At 65.5% G+C, this 17428-nt stretch carries 17 protein-coding genes and 1 pseudogene (1 of these 18 only partly in view); 7 read left to right on the top strand and 11 right to left on the bottom strand.

Features of this window, described 5'->3' with window-relative positions; all coding sequences use genetic code 11:
* Positions 1-94, bottom strand: partial view of a BA14K family protein gene (locus BRAS3843_RS41215; protein ID WP_277996470.1) — the beginning only. 443 nt of this gene lie to the left of the window's left edge; only the first 94 of its 537 coding nucleotides appear in the window; the start codon lies at positions 92-94; the stop codon falls past the left edge of the window.
* A 327-nt stretch (positions 95-421) separates the two neighbouring features.
* Here BRAS3843_RS41215 and BRAS3843_RS01400 point away from each other — a divergent pair, with 327 nt between their 5' ends.
* Positions 422-832 carry an NADH:ubiquinone oxidoreductase subunit NDUFA12 gene (locus BRAS3843_RS01400; RefSeq protein WP_008966889.1) on the top strand — a complete coding sequence of 137 codons (411 nt, stop codon included), beginning with the start codon at positions 422-424 and terminating at the stop codon, positions 830-832.
* Between the two features lie 415 nt (positions 833-1247).
* On the opposite strand, the gene BRAS3843_RS01395 is transcribed toward BRAS3843_RS01400, so the two are convergent.
* Complete coding sequence (locus BRAS3843_RS01395; RefSeq protein ID WP_008966888.1) at positions 1248-1949, bottom strand: DJ-1/PfpI family protein; 702 nt, start codon at positions 1947-1949, stop codon at positions 1248-1250.
* A 130-nt stretch (positions 1950-2079) separates the two neighbouring features.
* Here BRAS3843_RS01395 and BRAS3843_RS01390 point away from each other — a divergent pair, with 130 nt between their 5' ends.
* From BRAS3843_RS01390 to BRAS3843_RS01370, 5 genes are all read left to right on the top strand, one after another.
* Positions 2080-3018 carry a GlxA family transcriptional regulator gene (locus tag BRAS3843_RS01390; RefSeq protein ID WP_008966887.1) on the top strand — a complete coding sequence of 313 codons (939 nt, stop codon included), beginning with the start codon at positions 2080-2082 and terminating at the stop codon, positions 3016-3018.
* A gap of 39 nt (positions 3019-3057) precedes the next feature.
* Entirely contained in the window at positions 3058-3327 is a 270-nt protein-coding gene (locus BRAS3843_RS01385) for a hypothetical protein (RefSeq protein WP_008966886.1), read from the top strand.
* Positions 3328-3525: 198 nt separating this feature from the next.
* Entirely contained in the window at positions 3526-4284 is a 759-nt protein-coding gene (locus BRAS3843_RS01380) for an SDR family oxidoreductase (protein WP_008966885.1), read from the top strand.
* Between the two features lie 16 nt (positions 4285-4300).
* Positions 4301-5557 carry an FAD-dependent oxidoreductase gene (locus tag BRAS3843_RS01375; protein ID WP_008966884.1) on the top strand — a complete coding sequence of 419 codons (1257 nt, stop codon included), beginning with the start codon at positions 4301-4303 and terminating at the stop codon, positions 5555-5557.
* A gap of 46 nt (positions 5558-5603) precedes the next feature.
* Complete coding sequence (locus BRAS3843_RS01370; RefSeq protein ID WP_008966883.1) at positions 5604-6272, top strand: amino acid ABC transporter permease; 669 nt, start codon at positions 5604-5606, stop codon at positions 6270-6272.
* A gap of 117 nt (positions 6273-6389) precedes the next feature.
* Here the strand turns inward: BRAS3843_RS01370 and BRAS3843_RS01365 are convergent, their stop codons facing one another.
* The 4 genes from BRAS3843_RS01365 to BRAS3843_RS01350 form a co-directional block, all read right to left on the bottom strand.
* On the bottom strand, positions 6390-7268 hold the full coding sequence (locus tag BRAS3843_RS01365) for a transporter substrate-binding domain-containing protein (protein ID WP_008966882.1): 879 nt from the start codon (positions 7266-7268) through the stop codon (positions 6390-6392).
* 142 nt (positions 7269-7410) lie between these two features.
* Positions 7411-8436, bottom strand: a complete 1026-nt coding sequence (locus tag BRAS3843_RS01360) for a Na+-dependent transporter (RefSeq protein WP_035980532.1) — start codon at positions 8434-8436, stop codon at positions 7411-7413.
* Between the two features lie 156 nt (positions 8437-8592).
* On the bottom strand, positions 8593-9657 hold the full coding sequence (locus tag BRAS3843_RS01355) for a 2-dehydropantoate 2-reductase N-terminal domain-containing protein (RefSeq protein WP_008966880.1): 1065 nt from the start codon (positions 9655-9657) through the stop codon (positions 8593-8595).
* Between the two features lie 148 nt (positions 9658-9805).
* Positions 9806-10759 carry an alpha/beta hydrolase gene (locus BRAS3843_RS01350; RefSeq protein ID WP_008966879.1) on the bottom strand — a complete coding sequence of 318 codons (954 nt, stop codon included), beginning with the start codon at positions 10757-10759 and terminating at the stop codon, positions 9806-9808.
* A 247-nt stretch (positions 10760-11006) separates the two neighbouring features.
* On the opposite strand from BRAS3843_RS01350, the pseudogene BRAS3843_RS01345 reads away from it, so the two are divergent.
* Positions 11007-12055, top strand: a pseudogene (locus BRAS3843_RS01345) (DUF2155 domain-containing protein).
* 62 nt (positions 12056-12117) lie between these two features.
* Here the strand turns inward: BRAS3843_RS01345 and aat are convergent.
* The 5 genes from aat to accC form a co-directional block, all read right to left on the bottom strand.
* Entirely contained in the window at positions 12118-12798 is a 681-nt protein-coding gene (aat, locus tag BRAS3843_RS01340; RefSeq protein ID WP_008966877.1) for a leucyl/phenylalanyl-tRNA--protein transferase, read from the bottom strand.
* A 68-nt stretch (positions 12799-12866) separates the two neighbouring features.
* Positions 12867-13958 carry a response regulator gene (locus tag BRAS3843_RS01335; RefSeq protein ID WP_008966876.1) on the bottom strand — a complete coding sequence of 364 codons (1092 nt, stop codon included), beginning with the start codon at positions 13956-13958 and terminating at the stop codon, positions 12867-12869.
* Positions 13955-14392 (bottom strand): response regulator, encoded by a 438-nt coding sequence (locus BRAS3843_RS01330; protein WP_008966875.1) that lies wholly within the window; start codon positions 14390-14392, stop codon positions 13955-13957. The genes BRAS3843_RS01335 and BRAS3843_RS01330 overlap by 4 nt, the downstream gene beginning before the upstream one ends.
* The gene (locus tag BRAS3843_RS01325) at positions 14389-15909 is read right to left on the bottom strand and encodes a CHASE3 domain-containing protein (protein ID WP_008966874.1); all 1521 of its coding nucleotides are present in this window, start codon (positions 15907-15909) and stop codon (positions 14389-14391) included. Before BRAS3843_RS01325 ends, BRAS3843_RS01330 begins: the two co-directional genes overlap by 4 nt.
* Positions 15910-16022: 113 nt before the next feature.
* Complete coding sequence (accC, locus tag BRAS3843_RS01320; RefSeq protein ID WP_008966873.1) at positions 16023-17372, bottom strand: acetyl-CoA carboxylase biotin carboxylase subunit; 1350 nt, start codon at positions 17370-17372, stop codon at positions 16023-16025.
* Positions 17373-17428: the final 56 nt, after the last annotated feature.

Here is a 17428-nt window from a genome sequence, read left to right as displayed (position 1 = left end):
ANNCNGCCACCCCGGCCGCCGCCGAAGCCGCCGCCACCAGGACCACCACCGAAGCCGCCACCACCACCACCACCGTGACCGCCACCGCCTCCACCGATCGCTCCGCCGCCGCCGCCACCGTGACCGCCGGGTCCTTGGGCGAAGCTCGCCGTGGACGCCGCCACCGGCAGAATCAGCGCCACCGCCAAAGCGGCGCCCGTCTTCTTCAGATTGAACATCGATCAGACTCCATCAGGGGGAAAATGACCTAACCTTAGGCGACGAGGGTCGTTCCCGATCGGGACCCACACCTTGCCGTGTGCTGCGGTTGAAACCGGCAGAACCCGCGATGCCAGCCACGGGCGCATCCGGGCGTGACACTGGACAAGTCGGCGGCGGGGTGGCATCAGGGCGCAACCCGCCTCCAATCCGGCTCGCTCGCATGAAACAGTTCCTGCTCAAGTTCTTCACCTGGTGGAACGGTCAGACCTTCGGCACGCAGCTATGGACGTGGCGGTTCGGGGAACTGGTCGGGCAGGACGAGCAGGGCAACCGCTATTACCGCACCGCCGGTGGCAAGATCGATCCGGTGCTGCATTTCGAGCGCCGTTGGGTGGTCTATAACGGGCTCGCGGAAGCCAGCCGTATTCCGCCGGCCTGGCACGGCTGGATCCACCACATGGTCGACGTGCCTCCGACCCAGGACGGCTACAAGCCGCGCGAGTGGGAGAAGCCGCATCAGCCGAACCTGACGGGAACGCCGCTCGCGTATCGACCGGCCGGTTCGACGCTCGCGAGCGGTCGCCGGCCGAAGGCGACCGGTGACTATCAGGCCTGGACGCCCGGCAACTGATCATCGGCCCATCTGACATTCGACGCCGGCAGGCTGTAGCTGCAGCGCACATGGCGTCGTGCGGAAGCGCCGTCGCAGCGTGAACCGTCAGCCGCTGCTGTGAATTGCGGGACTAGCGGGGATGGCGCATGCGCGCGCTGCCGAGGCCTCTTGCCGATGACGTGCGCATGCGGCTCAATGGCGTGGTCTTACGGAGGTGGGTTCTCCACCGCGACGGTTCGGGCACGGAATCGCGACTGTGTCCGATATGCAGCGGCACCCGAGCAGGACCTCGCGACCGGACGGAGCTCAGCTCCTCGGCGCCTCAGTCCGGCAATCGCCCGCAAGATGTGGTGTTGCCGTAAGAACAGGAAAGGCCGCCAGGGTGCCCTCGGGCAATCCGGCGGCCTTTTTCTTTGCGCTGCGAAGCTGCAAATCAGGCCGGCGAGACCTGCTGCAGCCGTTCGGCCGCACGGCGGGCCGCGGCGACGCGGCGCTGCTGGGACGGTGCAATCCGCTCCAGCATGGTGGCGAGCACCTCGTCGGGTGCGGTATCCGGCGCGCCGGCGCGGAACGGCGGCGCAGGGTTGTACTCCAGTCGCAGCTGGATCAGCTCGGCCGTCCGGCGATCGACCAGCTGTGAGACCAGCGTGAGCGCGAAGTCGATGCCCGCCGTCACGCCGCCGCCGGTGACGCGGTTGCGATCGATGCAGACCCGGTCCGTGCTGATCGTTGCGCCGAACAAAGGCAGGCACTCGCGCGCGCTCCAATGGGTTGCGGCACGATAGCCGTCGAGCAGGCCGGCGGCGCCGAGCGCCAGCGAACCTGTGCAGACCGAAGTGATGTATTGGGCGCCAGCGGCCTGACGGCGCAGAAAGCCGATCACCTCGTCGTCATTGACGATATCATCGACGCCGAAGCCGCCGGGTACGCAGATGACATCGGCCTGCGGGCAGTCCGCGAATGTCGTGGTCGGCATCAGCGTGAGGACCGAATCCGTGGGCACCGGTTCGATGCGCTTCCAGGCGAGATGCAGGGTTGCGCCCGGGATGCTGGAAAACACCTGCAGCGGACCGGTCAGATCGAGCTGGGTGACGCGCGGAAACAGCACGAAAACGACCGAGAGCGGCGCAGCCATGACGGGCCTCCTGGTTTGCTGAGTGAGAAGATGCTTGACCGCGCCGATTATGCGTGATGGGCTCGACGTCAGAAATGGCGGATTTCCCTCGTTTTATGACGTCCCGCGTAATCATCGTGAGACCAGTGCCATGATCGGCGTCCTCATCTTTCCGGATTTCCAGCTGCTCGACGCCGCCGGGCCGATCTCGGTATTCGAGATCGCCGGCCGCTATGCCCGCAGGTCCACGCCGATCAGGGTGATCGCCGCCGAACCGGGGCCGGTGCGCTCGTCTTCCGGCGTCGAGATGCTGGCGCGCAAGTTCGGGCCTGCTGCAGCGCTGTCGACCTTGCTCATCGCGGGTGGCGACGGGGTCGAAGCCGCCGCCCGCAACCCATGCGTCCTCCGCTTTGTGCAGTCCGTTGCCAGGCGCGGGACGCGCATCGCCAGCGTCTGCTCGGGCGCGTTCGTTCTTGCGGAAGCCGGTCTGTTGGACGGCAAGCGTGCCACCACGCATTGGCACCGCACCCGGCAATTCCTGGCGACTTATCCCGACGTCAAGCTCGAGCCCGACAGCATCTATATTCGCGACGGCAATATCTGGACCTCAGCCGGGATCAGTGCCGGGATCGACCTCGCGCTGGCGTTGGTCGAGGAGGATCACGGGGCCGAGATCGCGCAGGACACCGCGCGCCAGCTCGTGCTCTATCATCGCCGCAGCGGCGGCCAGTCCCAGTTCTCGTCACTGTTGGAATTGAAGGCGCCGACCGGCCGCTTCGGTCCGCTGCTCACCTGGGCGCGCGAGAATCTGGATGCGTCGTTGACAGTCGACAATCTCGCCGAGCGCGCCGGCATGAGCGCGCGGCATTTTACGCGCGCCTTCATCGCGGAGACCGGCACCACGCCGTCAAAAGCGGTGGAGCGGCTGCGCATCGAGGCGGCGCGCCTGCGCGTGCAGGCTTCGCATGAGCCGATCGAGCGCGTCGCGGAGACGACGGGATTCCGCGATCCCGAGCGCATGCGCCGCGCCTTCATCCGCGCCTTCGGCCAGCCGCCGCAGGCGTTGCGCCGCGCGGCGCGGGCGGGATAGAGTTTCGGCAATGGTCCGGGAGCTCGAAAGGATCGCACGATGGCCGGCTCCATGAGTTTTGCGATTCTGTTTCCAGCCCCTTATGTGATCGAAGTCTCCAGGCTGCGGCAGCAGCTGGATGAGGCGCATTTCGCCTGGGTCACAGAATGGAGGCGGCAACAGCAGGCCTTCGAGATCGAGAACATCCGCTTCACGCATGATCCGCATTGGAACAAGCGCTTCTTCAGCATGCAGGCGGCACGCGATGGAGGCCACTGGTTCTGGCAAGCCACGAGGATCGTGGCGACCTGCAGTGGATTGTCGGTCTAAAGCGCGATGAGATTAGGATGAATCGTCATCGCGCTTTAGCTTATTGTTTGAGCATGATCTCCGCGCAAACGCGTTCCGCGTTTGTCGCGAGGGAAAACCGCTTCGCACTTTTCCGGACCATGCTCTAGGCGATTGTTGGCATCCGTGACCGCGCGACCTATAGTCCGGCCGAGATCAGTTCGATTGCGATCTGGGGGCATGCGCACCACCATCATCACCGGCAGCGGGGCCGGCATCGGCGCGGCCGTGGCTCGGCGATTGGCAGGTCCGGGACAGGCGCTGATGTTGCACGGGCAGGGGGCTGACGAAGCCGGGCTGTCGAGGTTGCAGGCCGTCGCCGACGAATGCCGGCAGGCCGGTGCGACCGTCGCCTATCACTGCGGCGATCTTGCTATCGCCGGTACGGCCTCCGATCTGGTTCGCGCGGCGCGCGATACGTTCGGCGGCATCGACGCGCTGGTCCATGCCGCCGGCTTCGCCGACCGCCGCAGTTTTCAGGATCTGCCACGCGAGGCGTTTGACCGCTCCTTTGCGGTGATGCCGGGTGCCTTTCATGAGCTTGCAAGCGCGGCACTGCCGGATCTGACGCGGAGCGCACAGGGGCGGGTCGTGGCGATCTCGAGCTTCGTGGCGCACCGCTTCGTGCCGGGCGGCACCTTTCCCGCCTCGGCCGCAGCCAAAGCCGCGCTGGAAGCGCTGGTGAAGTGTCTTGCCATCGAGCTCGCGCCGACGGGGGCGACGGCCAATGTCGTCGTGCCCGGCTACACGCGCAAGGATGCGGGACGACTCGGCTCGCTGGATCCAGCGGCGTGGGAGAGGGCCGCCAAAGCCAATCCGCTGCAGCAACTCGCCGAGCCCGATGATATCGCGGCGACGGTGGCCTTCCTGCTGTCGCCGGAAGCCCGTCACATCACCGGCCCGGTGCTGCCGGTCGATGGCGGACTGACGTTGATGTAGATGGATGACGAGGTTGATGGCGGGCGGGGCAAACGAACAAGCAGCTGATGTCGTCGTGCTGGGGGCGGGCATCGTCGGCGTGTCCGCAGCCTATGCGATCCGCGAGCGCGGTCTCTCCGTCATTCTTGTCGATCGCAGGCCGCCGGGCGAGGAGACCTCCCACGGCAATGCAGGCATCCTCTCGAGCGGCTCGATCCTGCCGCTGAACAAGCCGTCGCTGTTCAAGACTCTGCCGTCCTATCTCACCAACCAGAGCGCGGCGTTGCGCTGGAATCCGTTCTGGACCATCCGCAACGTCGACTGGGTGCTGCGCTTCCTTGCCAATGCGGTCGATGCCCGGGTCAAGCCCCGCGCGGCCGCGCTACATGGGCTGATTGGCGCTTCGCTCAAGCTGCATCGCGACTGGATCGCGCGGGCCGGCGTGTCCGAGCGTATCCGCGAGACCGGCTGGCTCAAGGTCTGGCGCAGCGAGGCTGTCGCGGCGGCCAGGGCCGAGCATGATTTTCTCGCCGACTATGGCATCAAGAGCGAGCTGTTGGATCGCCAGGCCATCTCTGCGCTCGAGCCCAACATCGTCCCGTCCTACGCAGTTGGCTTGCTGCATTCGCAGACGGCGTCGGTCGACTCGCCGGGCAATGTCACCAAGGCCTATGCGCGGATGGTCGCGGGGAGCGGCGGCCTGCTGCGGCAGTCCGACATCAAGGCGCTGGTAACGGATGGCGATGGCTGGCGGGTCGTGCTCGGCGACGGCGTCATCCGCGCCCGCCATGTCGTGGTCGCGCTGGGGCCGTGGTCACCGGATATCCTCAAGCCGCTCGGCTACAAGGTGCCGATGGCGTTCGAGCGCGGCTATCATCAGGAGTTCACGCCGAACCCTGCGCGCAAGCTGCAGCGGCCGATCCACGATGCCGAGGGCAGCTTCGTGATGACGCCGATGGAGAACGGCATCCGCGTCACCAGCGGTGTCGAACTGACCGACCGCGATGCGCCCTCGAACGTCGCCCAGCTGACGCAGGTGGTGCCGCTGGCGCGCGCTGTCGCGGAATTCGGCGAGGCCGTTGCCGCGCCCTGGCGCGGCGCGCGGCCTACCTTGCCGGATTCGCTGCCGATGATCGGCCCTGCGCCGCGCCATTCCGGCCTGTGGTTTGCATTCGGCCATCAGCATATCGGCTTCACCACGGGGCCGGCCACGGGGGCTGCCGTCGCGGCGATGATCGCACAAGACAGGCCGTCCTTTGACGCCTCGGCGTTCTCCCCGAGCCGCTACCTGTGAGAACTGGACAAGAGCAGGCGCGCGGTCGCGCCGCTGCGGAGCGGGCATGAATTACGTCTGGGATTTCGCGATCCTCACCAAATACAGCCGGCTGTTCTGGATCGGGCTCGGCTGGACCATGGCTTACACGGTCGGGACAATCTTTCTGGGCACGGTGATCGGGCTGATCGTCGGCCTGGCCAGGCTCAGGCGCTGGCGGGTGATCGACTCGCTGCTGCTTGCCTATATCGAACTGTTCCGCTGCACGCCGCTGCTGGTGCAGATCATCTGGTTCTATTACGCCTTTCCGGTCCTGATCGGCGTCAACATCCCCGCGCATATCGCGGCCGTCACCGTGCTGTCGCTCTATGGCGGTGCGTTCTATGCGGAGATCGTGCGCGGCAGCATCGAAAGCGTGCCCCGCGGGCAGTGGGACGCGGCGCGCGCGCTGGGCCTGAAGTCGTGGCGGATGATGCGGCTCGTGATCCTTCCGCAGGCGCTCAAGCCGATGCTCGCGCCTTACGTCAATCAGTCGGTGACGCAGCTGAAAAACACCTCACTGGTGTCGGTGATCGCGGTGCCGGACCTCGTCTATAATGCAACCCTGATCAATGCGGATACCTACCGGCCGCTCGAGGTCTACACCATCATCGCGCTGATCTATTTCGCGATCCTGTTCCCCGCCACCTGGCTCGGGCGGTGGCTCGAGCGCGGCATGACCTACGACAAGGCGTGAGCCGCGCCATCAGATCTGTAGGGTGGGCAAAGCGAAGCGTGCCCACCATCAGTTGCGAGCGACTGAGCGGTGGGCACGGCGCATGCGCGCCTTTGCCCACCCTACAGCTTTGGATATCTATATGCTCAGTTCGACAGGCACGTCCTCGGGCTTCACGCCGGACAGCGACAGTCCCTTGACGAACCATTCGCGCATCTGGCCGATGCCTCTGTTGTAGTCGACCCACACTGAGAGGAAGTCGCGCCAGCGCTTGTCGGGTTCGCGTCGCACCGCCATGGCGGAGGCGACTGCGACCGAGGGCGACTGCAGGATCTTGTAGGTGCCGAGATTCGGGTTCTTGGCGATCGCGGTCAGCCCCAGCACCAGCGCATTGACGACGACGTCAACGCGGCCGGACGCCATCTCCAGCATCACCTCGTCGCGCGACTTCAGGGATTTGATCGTCGCATTGGGCGCAAAGCGGCGGGCCACTGCCTCATTGGCGGAGCCGACGTCGACAGCGATTCTGACTTCGGGCTTGTTGATGTCGGCCCAGGTCTTCGCCTCCAGGCCTTTCTTCAGCATGGCGCCGAACGGATGCGGAAACACGGTATTGGTGAAATCGACCACCAATGCGCGCTGCGGCGTCGGATTGAGCGCGAAGCCGAGGTCGATCTTGTTGGCCTGCAGGTCGAGCACCGAATTGCCGTAGGTGGATTCGGTATATTCCAGCTTCACATCGAGCAGCTTGGCGATGTCGTTGGCCATCTCGATCGAGAAGCCCGACCAGTTGCCGCTGGCGAGATCCTTGTTGAAATAGGGCAGTTCGCCCGGCAGCACTGCAATGCGCAGCACCTTGCTGGCGCGGACGCGGTCCAGCGTGTTGTCGGATGCGGCTTGTGCCGAGGCGGGACTGGCCATCGCGGATGCAAGCGCAGCACCGCTGCCGATCGCAAGGGCGTAGCGCAGCGCCTCGCGGCGGTCTTCGGAAATCTTTTGTTCGTCGGATGTGGTCACTTGATCCTCCTGCCCGGCAGTGCGCAACAGGGTAGCTTCGGCTTGCCGCGCCAGCAACACGCATATCGCGCGTTTCGGCAACCTGAGCGAACAGGCGAGGTCCTGCGGCCATCTCTGAGCGTGGCTCGCACGTGAGGCTGCATCATTCGGATGCAGGGCTGATCAGGCCATGATCGGCCTCGGGGCGCGGCTTGGCGCGCAGCCGCTCGGCCAGCGGCTGCAACAGGAGCGGCGCGAGATAGATCGGAAACTGGCTCATCGCGAAATAGAGCCAGGTGGTGCCCGGCAGCGCGCCTTCGGTCGCGGCCAGCATCAGTCCCATGTTCCGCTGCGACACCATCAGTCCGAGCGCCATGGCGCGGTCGCGGCCTGCGCCACGAAACAGCAGCATCGTGAGGGCGAACAGCAGGAAGAACATCCCGAAGGCGAGCGCTGCAAGCGCGAACATGTGCAGCGGATCGGCCCAGAGATCGGCCAGCACATGGCCCATCACGGCGGCGACGAAGACGAACAGGATCAGCACATTCAGCCCATCGATCGGCGCGCGGTGACGACGGATCGCCGCGATCCCCGCGGCGAGGCGAATGACGGCGGCCACGACGAGCGCGCCGGCAAGGATGCCGGCGAGCTTCAGGCCGAGCGCTAGCGGCGACAGCGTCAGGATTTTCCCGAGGAAGATATAGGCGAACACCGGTGCGGTGAGCGGCACCAGCGCCGTCGAGGTCACCAGCGTGATCAGGACCAGCGTCGCATCGAGGCCCATCAGCGCAGCCAGCGCCGGCGAGGCCATCATCGGCGACGCCATGGCCTGCAGCATCAGCGCCAAGAACAGATCTGGGCATAGATCAGGCGCGCGCGCATCGGCATGGGCGATATGCGCTGTTATCCCGACCAGCGCCGGGACCGCGATTGTTGTCCAAGCCGTTGCCGCTAGTACCAGCGCCGGCCTGCGCAGATAGCTGCGCAACGCCGAGAGATCGACGCGCATGAAGGAGATGATCAGCAGCAGGAAGATCGCCTCGGTGACGTAGGGCCGGAGCAATTCGCCAAGCGGCGGCAGCGCGATGCCGAACAGCACGAGCGCTGCGATCGCGCGGGTGCCCTGATTGCCGAGCCAGGTGAGAGCTTGAAGCGGGAAAACCAGCGCACCGCGCAGCCAGGATAACATCCGAACGTCCAGGGCAACGAGATCAATGTACGGCGCGACCATGCGTCAGCATGGTCACGGCGCAAAGTCACATCTCGTTACCGATGATGTCGGGTATCGCCCGCGCGTTCGAAGCGCGCGCCAGCACGACGCGCGCTTGATGACATGTGCCGCGCGCTACTGCGGGCCGGATCCGCTCACCACGATCTTCTCGTTGAGCTTCTGATCGACGATCTCGACGGTGCGGTCGATCTCGGGACTGGGCATGCCAAGCTGATGCGAGATCAGCTTCACCAGGAGATCGACCCGCTCAATGAAGGGCGCTCCGCTCGCCACCGCGCGTGCCGCCGATGACGGCTTCAACAGGCTTTCCGCCGCCTTGGCATATTTTTCGAACGGCACCTGGTCTTTCGGATCGGCGCCGAGCCGCCGCGCGACGGCATCGACATGGTCATAGATCGATTGCGAGCGCGCGAGGTCGCCATGGACGGCATTGCGGATCGACTGCGGGTCGGACGGCGTGATGCAGCGATAATTGCCGGTCAACAGCATCGACCATTTGGCCAGCGGCACGAACAGCGAGTCGAACACTTTGAGCTTCACCGGCACGTCCTGGCCATCCAGGGTCACCGCGTCGATATCGCGTTCCAGCTCGCGCAGCAGCGCGTTGTGCTTCTCATCTTCGAAGATCGCGGCCTTGAAGTTGGTCGGCAGGCCGACATGCAGCACGTTCGCGCCCTCTTCGGGCGGACGGAACGCCTGCGGATCAGGCGAGCACAGCGTCACCAGGCCAGGCGTGAAGCGCTCCCACACCCGCGGGTTGGTGTAGGCTTCCTCGAGATCCATGTTCGCCAGCGCCGGAATCCGCTTCAGATAGGGCAGGGGCGGCATGTTCATGATCGACAGGCAAGGCAGCTTGGCCTCGGCGATCTTGATCATCAGCACGCGAATGGTGTGGTTGGTGTATTGCGGCTCCTGCATCGCCAGGCCGACCAAGTCGTAACGCGACAGATCGACCTCGTGCGGAGGCGCGGCATCAAGGGTGCCCGGCAAAGTGCGCGAAAAGATCGAGCGATGGGTCGGCTCGTCGCGCAGCTTGATGCGGACCTCGGTGCCCTCGCGATTGATGAGCTCGGCGGTATTCTTCCGGCAGACCAGGGTCACGTTGTGACCCGCCATCAACAGCTTGGTCGCCAGCAACGAGCCGTACGAGGCTCCCAGGATCAGAATATTGCGTGCCATACCTTGATGTTCCCCAGACGATTCATTCGAATTTTCTGCCCGACCGCGACACCAGCGGGTGGCGATGAGGCCCAGGCCATCAACCGCAAGCCTGGTATACCAGGCCCTACATCACACGGAACGACCCGCCGGGCAAGCTGCCTCGCCCTCATTCAGCGTTCAACGCCCTGAGCCAAACCCCGATCTCCGCAGCCGCGACATTCGCCTGCGGTAGTAATTTGCCCATGGTGAAGAAGCCGTGGAATTGGCCAGGGAAGAACCGGTCCGTGACCGGGACGCCGGCATCGCGCAAACGCTGCGCATAATCATTGCCTTCATCGCGCAGCGGATCGGCGCCGGCGGTGAGCACATAGGCCGGCGGCAGGCCGGCGAGCGTCTCCGCGCGCGCGGGCGAAGCGCGCCAATCATGCTCATCGGCGGCGCTGGTCAGATAATGATCGCGAAACCAGCGAATGACGGAATGCGTCAGCAGCACGCTCGTCTCTGGCTCGCGATGCGAGGGATGGCTCATCGCAAAGTCGGTGGCGGGGTAGATCAGCACTTGGCCCGCGATCGTCGGCCCATCCGCGTCGCGCGCGGAGAGCGCGACCACGGCCGCAAGATTGCCGCCCGCGGAATCACCGCCAACGCAAAGCTGCGTGGGGTCGATCCCGAGCGCGGCTGCGTTGTCGGCGACCCATTGCGTCGCACTGATCGCGTCATCGATGGCGGCCGGAAATTTGTGCTCGGGCGCGAGGCGATAATCGACCGAGATCACGATCAGCTCGGCTTCATGCGCGAGCATGCGGCAGACGACGTCGTGCGAATCCAGGTCGCCGATGACCCAGCCGCCGCCATGGAAGAACACCAGGGCCGGCGCGAAGCCGCCAGCTTGCCGCAGCGTGGTCGGCCGATACAGCCGCGCCGGGATGGCGCCGTGGGGGGCGGGGATGGTGAGTTGCGTCACCTCGGCGAGCTCCGGCGGCTCCGGATTGGTGACGACCCGCGCGGCGAGGTAGTAGGCGCGGGCTTCATCGGGCGTCAGCGTTTCATAAGCGGGCCGGCCGGCCTCCTGAAAGGCCTTGTAGACGGCGGCCGCATCGGCATCGAGCGTAACGGGCATGGGGACCTGTTGTTTCCTCATTCTGCATCCGGTCGCGCCGGAGGCTTATCGTTGCGGCACTGGGAACCTGGCCGTGAGCAGACTATCTCATCCGGCGAGCGGCCCGACCAGCGCGCCCTGCGCCGACAGGTCGCCCTTTCCCCGCCGTATTCGGCATGTTAACGGGGTACCCGATCGAGAGCGGCGGATGGGACATTCCCCCTTTAAACTGTCCGAGAACCCGATTCGCCTGATAAAGCCGCGCGAGATGCATCGAATTATTGCTGTTACCGGTCTCGCGGCCTTGCTGGCCGCCACCTCCCTCGCGCTGCCTGTGCCGGTGCGGGCCCAGATCGGCACGATTTTCTCTGATCCCGTTCCCCGTCCTCCCGGCAATATTCCACGCCGTGGCGAGCCGATGCCGCCGCCGGACGAGGAGGAAGAGGTTCCGGAGCTCCCGCAAGGCCGGGTGTTGCCGGCGCCGCAGCCTCGGATGGCGCCTGGACAGGGCGCAGGGCTGCCCGGCCCGGTGCAATCGCAGCCGCTGGCGCCGCCGCCGGGGACCACCGTGGTCCCGCAGAACAATCCGCCTGTCGCCGCCGTACCGCCCGGCGGTCAGCCCGGGGCCGCGCCGGCGCCCGGCGCCAACTCCGGGGTGTCGGCTCTGCCGCCCGGCCAGCGGCCGCCCCGAGGCGCTCCACAGACCGGCGCGCCGCAGAATGCCGCCGTGCCGCCGAACGGCAACGTGCCTCAGACGCCGGCGACTTTGCAGCCGGGCGATGAGGTCGTGACCGAGCCGCCGGCCCAGAAGATCGTGAACAAGAAGGCCACCTTCTCAGGCCTCGACAAGATCACCGGCCGCATCATCAATTTCGACGAGGATATCGGCGAGACCGTGCAGTTTGGCGCGCTGCGCGTGAAGACCGACGCCTGCTATACGCGTCCTGCCACCGAAGCCGCCAACACCGACGCCTTCGTCGAGGTCGACGAGATCACGCTGCAGGGCGAGGTGAAGCGGATCTTCTCCGGCTGGATGTTCGCGGCGAGCCCGGGCCTGCATGGCGTCGAGCATCCGATCTACGACATCTGGCTGACGGACTGCAAAGATCCGCAGACCACCGTGGTCAGCGCGGCGCCTGACCAGCCGAAGCCGGCCGCAGCGCCTGCCTCACAGCCGGCGCAGAAGCGCCCGCAGCGTCAGGCCGCNCGCGCCCGCAGGCACAGGTGCCTCCGCCGCAATATCAGACCCAGCAGGTCGCGCCGCCACCGCCCCCACCGCCGCCGCAATCCGGCGGACCGTTCGGGATTTTCCGGTAGGCCGATCGGCAACGTCATCGTGGGCTGCGAACTGCGCTGGGACGCGGACGCACATGAGGGCGTTATTCGCGCCCCGTGATGATCGCGAGCGCCTCGGCCCCTGAGATCGGACGATTGAGCGGGAGCCTGGCAAAATTCGCCGCCGGACCGATCAATGCGCGTTCCAGCAGCGCCGTATAGCGTCGGCGCGGGATTTCGAGCGCGCCGAAGGTCTTCAGGTGCTCGGTGACATATTGCGTGTCGAGCAGCTCGAAGCCGCCGGCGATCAGCCGCGCCACCAGATGCACGAGCGCCACCTTCGATGCGTCGCGGGTCTGATGAAACATGCTCTCGCCGAAAAACGCCCGGCCCAGGCTGACGCCATAGAGCCCGCCGACCAGTTCGCCGTCCTGCCAGCACTCGACGCTGTGGCAATGGCCGATCGCATAGAGGCCGGTGTAGAGCTCGCGGATGCGCTTGTTGATCCAGGTGTCCTCGCGGCCCGGCTGTGGCGCGGCGCAGCCGTCCATCACCGCCTTGAAGGCCTGGTTGACCGTGACCGTGAACGCATCCGAACGGACCGTGCGCGCCAGCCGCGAGGCGATGCGGAAGCCGGTGAGCGGAATGATGCCGCGCAGCTCCGGCTCGACCCAGAACAGGCTGGGATCGTCGGCGCTTTCGGCCATCGGGAAGATGCCGCAGGCGTAGGCACGCAGCAGAACTTCCGGCGTGATTTCGGTCGCAGCAGAGTCGCGCGAAGTCATGGCCGAAAGCATAGCAGGGCAGCACGGCGTGCGCGACCGGCGTATGGTGTGCGTCGGCTCCGTCGCGCTCAGCTGGCCGCAGCGGCGGCAGGTCGCGGCGCCTCCTTGGTGCGCCGGAACCGGACCACGAACTTGGTGCCCTGGTGGTTCGGATCCGGCTGCACGGTGGCGTCGAGCTTGGTGGCCATCGCGCTGACGATGCGCTGACCCATGCCGGTCGAGCGCGGATCGCTGCCGGACGCTTCCAGTCCCACGCCGTTGTCGGCGATCGATAACAGGATCTCGTCGCTATCGAGCTTCAGCTCGACATGAATCGGACCGGGGCAATCGGGATAGGCGTATTTGACCGCGTTCATCACGAGTTCGTTGACGACGATGCCGATCGCGACCGCGCGGTCCGGATCGATCTCGACCGGCTCCGCCTTCAAGGTCAGCCGCGACATCCGGTTGCCCTCGGCGGAGCGGCGGAGATCCTCCAGCAGCGCATCGAGATATTGATTGAGCAGCACGCTCTTCAGGTCGTGCGAGGTGTAGAGCCGGCGGTGCACCTGCGCCACCGCCGCCACCCGCCCCATCGCATTGGTGAGCGCGGCCTTGACGTCATCCTGCGTGCTGGTGTTGGCCTGCAGGTGCAGCAGCGAGGCGATGATCTGCAGCGAGTTGCCGACGCGGTGATTGACCTCGCGCAGCAGCACCTCGCGCTCGGCGGCGAGCGCCGCATAGCGGTCGCGCGAGGCCCGGACCTCGGCTTCCGCTTCGTCGCGGGCCTTCTGCAGCCGCGCCTGGCGCAGGGCGCCTTCGGCCGCGACCTGCAACAGCGGAATGAACTCGCCCTGTACGTCTTTGACGAGATAATCGGCAGCGCCGGCCTTCAGCGCCGTCACCGCGATCTTCGAATCCTGCGACGCCGTGACGAACACCACCGGCGGCGGATCGGGCTGCGCCATGATCCGCTCCAGCGTCTCCAACCCGTCGAGGCCCGGCATGTACTGGTCGAGCGCCACGACATCGATGCCACCCTGTTCGAGCCGGGCGAGCCCCTCGGCGGCGCTGGAGGCATGTTCCACTGCAAAGCCCAACCGCGCCAGGCCGCGCTCGACCAGCCGGGCCAGCGCCGCGTCGTCGTCGATATAGAGCAGCGTGGGCGACGTCGAGCTCATAGGGTCGGCGGAACCTGAATGACCGAGAAGAACAGGCCGAGCTGGCGAATGGCGTTGGCGAAACTCTCGTAGTTCACCGGCTTGGTGATGTAGACGTTGCAACCGAGCTCGTAGCATCGCTTGATCTCCTGCGAGTCGTCGGTCGTGGTCAAGATGACGACCGGCGCGCTCTTCAGGAACTTGTTCTCCTTGACCATGCGCAGAATCTCGATGCCGGTCATGTCCGGCAGATTGAGATCGAGCAGGATCAGGAGCGCGCGGCCTTTTTGCACCACGCCGCTGCTGTCGTCTCCGAACAGGTACCTCACGGCATCTGTACCGTTGGTGAACGGGACGATCTCATTGTTGACGCCGGAACGGCGGATGTTCCGCTCGATCAAGCGGGCGTGTCCCTCATCGTCCTCGATCATGATGATCGTCACGGGCATGGTCATCGGTCTGAGTTCCGGTTGCTGGCGTTCCAGTTGATCGGGAGCGTTATCGTGAACGTGCTGCCTTGTCCGAGCTCCGATGCGACCGACATGGTTCCACCCAATCGCCGAACCAGTGCCCGCACATGTGCAAGTCCTATGCCCTGTCCCGGCCGGTCCTGAGCCCCGGCGCGACGGAACAGGTCAAAGATACGCTGGTGATCCTTGGGATCAATCCCCCGGCCATTATCAGCGATCTCGAAGATCGCAAAACCGAGCTTGGTGCGGGCGCGGATCGCGATGTCCCCGGGCACGCCAGGCTTCAGATATTTGATCGCATTGTCGATCAGGTTGGAGAAAATCTGCTCCAGCGCGAGGCGGTCGCTGACGATGGTCGGCAGCGGTTCGATCCGGATCGTCGCATTGGCCTCGGCAGCCTGATGAGCGAGGGTCGTCACGACGGCCTCGATCAGCTCGCGCGTGTCCATCCGGGTCGGCACGAATTCGCGGCGCCCTTCGCGGGTCAGGTTCAGGATCGCGGTGATCAAGCGGTCCATCTTGGCAATCGACGATTTGATGAAGCCGAGTGCCTCGGAAAAATCCTCCGAGAGCTGCTGGTCGGCGCCCTCGAGCTCGGGGTCCGTTCCTTCGGCCGGCGGCGGCGAAGCGGAGGCTGTGCGCGCCAGCATGGCGATCCGCCGGAAGATGTCGTTGCGCAGCTCCTCGAGCTCGCTGGTGAAGCCCATGATATTCACCAGCGGCGAGCGCAGGTCGTGGCTGACGATATAGGCGAAGCGTTGGATCTCGTCATTGGCCTCGCGCAGATCCGCCGTGCGCTCGTCGACTGTGGCCTCGAGATTGAGATAGTTCTCGCGCAAGCGCGCTTCGGCCTCGTCGCGGGCGCGGGTGGAACGGCGGACCAGCACGACGGAAAGGCAGGCGAGCAGCACCACCAGCCCGGAGCCCGTGATGGTCACGAGCGTCGCCAGGCTCTGGCTGTGATCGGCATTGGCCGACCGCTGCGCGAACAGTTGCGCTTCCTCGGCACGCATGAGGTCGGCGACAGCGCCGATATTGGCGTTGGTGTTTCCAGATGCCGCGCTGCGGACCAGCGCGGTTGCAGCCGCGTCGTCGCCGCCGGCGGCCAGTGCTTTCTCGCGCTCGAATTGGCTGAGCCGGGTTTCGATCTCGGCGCGCAGCTTGGCAAGATGGCCCTTCTGCATCGGATTGTCGGTGACGAGGCTCGCCAGCTTGTCGAGGTCGGGGCGGATCGCCGCTACGGCCTCGTCGTGTGCGGTCAGGAACTGGTCGTCACGCGTCAGCAGATAGCCGCGCGCATTGCTTTCGGCGCGGCGGACATCGAGCAACAGCGTGTTGACCTGATTCTCGACCTCGATGGTGTGGACCACCCACGCGCTATCCTCGCGTGCTTTGTTGACCAGCAGCACGGAGGCCGTGCTGATGGCGACCAAGACCAGGAAGCCTGCCGACAGCAGCAGGATCTGGCCCAGCGCGCGCCTGTGTCTCACCTCAGGCGCCACGACGCATACTCATTGTTGGCTGAAAAATGGATGCCCCCACGGGACCGAACTCCCGAACGGGCAGAACGCTTGTGCGCCGATTTAGTTCCCGGCGGGCGTAAAAAACGCGCGCGTCATTCGGCTTTCTGCCCAGCCAGATATTGCTCCAGCCAATGAATATGGTAGTCGCCGTCGATGATCGCGGGCTCGCGCACCAGCGCCCTGAACAGCGGCAGCGTGGTCTCGACGCCATCGACCACCATTTCGTCGAGCGCGCGCCGGAGCCGCATCAGGCATTCGACACGGCTCTTGCCGTGCACGATCAGCTTGCCGACTAGCGAATCGTAATAGGGTGGGATCACGTAGCCTTGGTAGACCGCCGAATCGATGCGGACGCCCAGCCCCCCTGGCGGATGGTACTGAAGAATCTTGCCGGGTGACGGGCGGAAGCTGACCGGGTTTTCGGCGTTGACGCGGCACTCGATCGAGTGGCCGTTGATGACGACTTCGTCCTGGCTCATCGGCAGATCGCCGCCGGCGGCGATGCGAATCTGCTCCAGCACCAGATCGATGCCGGTGATCATCTCCGTCACGGGATGCTCGACCTGGATGCGGGTGTTCATCTCGATGAAGTAGAACTCGCCATCCTCGTAGAGAAATTCGACGGTGCCGACGCCGATATATTTCAGCTGCTGCATCGCCTTTGCGACCGTCTGGCCGATCTTGGCGCGGCCTGCGGCATCCAGCGCAGGCGAGGGGCCTTCTTCCCAGACCTTCTGGTGACGGCGCTGCAGCGAGCAGTCGCGCTCGCCGAGATGGATGGCGCCGCCGCGGCCGTCACCGAGCACCTGGATCTCGATGTGCCGCGGCTTCTGCAGATATTTTTCCAGATAGACCGAGGCGTCGCCGAACGCCGACTTGGCCTCATTGGCGGCGGTGGTGAGCGCGAGCGCAAGATCGCCCTCGGTATGCGCGACCTTCATGCCGCGTCCGCCGCCACCAGCTGCGGCCTTCACCAGCACCGGAAAGCCGATCTGACGGGCGATGGCCATCGCGTCCTGGTCGGGCGTCACGGCTCCGTCCGAGCCGGGCACCACGGGAATGCCAAGGCGCTTTGCGGTCTTCTTGGCCTCGATCTTGTCGCCCATCAGGCGGATGTGCTCAGCCTTCGGGCCGATGAAATGCAGGTTGTGGTCAGCCAGGATTTCCGCAAAACGCGCATTTTCGGACAGGAAGCCGTAGCCGGGATGGACCGCATCGGCGCCGGTGATCTCGCAGGCCGCGAGCAGCGCGGGGATGTTGAGATAGCTGTCCTTCGAAGGCGGGGGGCCGATGCAGACGCTTTCATCGGCGAGCCGCACATGCATGGCATCAGCGTCCGCGGTCGAGTGGACCGCGACAGTGGAGATGCCGAGCTCCTTGCAGGCCCGCAGGATGCGGAGGGCGATTTCGCCGCGATTGGCGATGAGAATTTTGTCGAACATGTTGCCTCGATGGGCGAATGGTGAGTAGCGAACGGCGAGGAGGGGACGAGACGAGA

The sequence above is a fragment of the Bradyrhizobium sp. STM 3843 genome (genome assembly GCF_000239815.1).
Lineage (GTDB): Bacteria > Pseudomonadota > Alphaproteobacteria > Rhizobiales > Xanthobacteraceae > Bradyrhizobium.
Note: the sequence above shows the minus strand (reverse complement) of the source record. Positions and strands in the feature narration are given on the sequence as shown.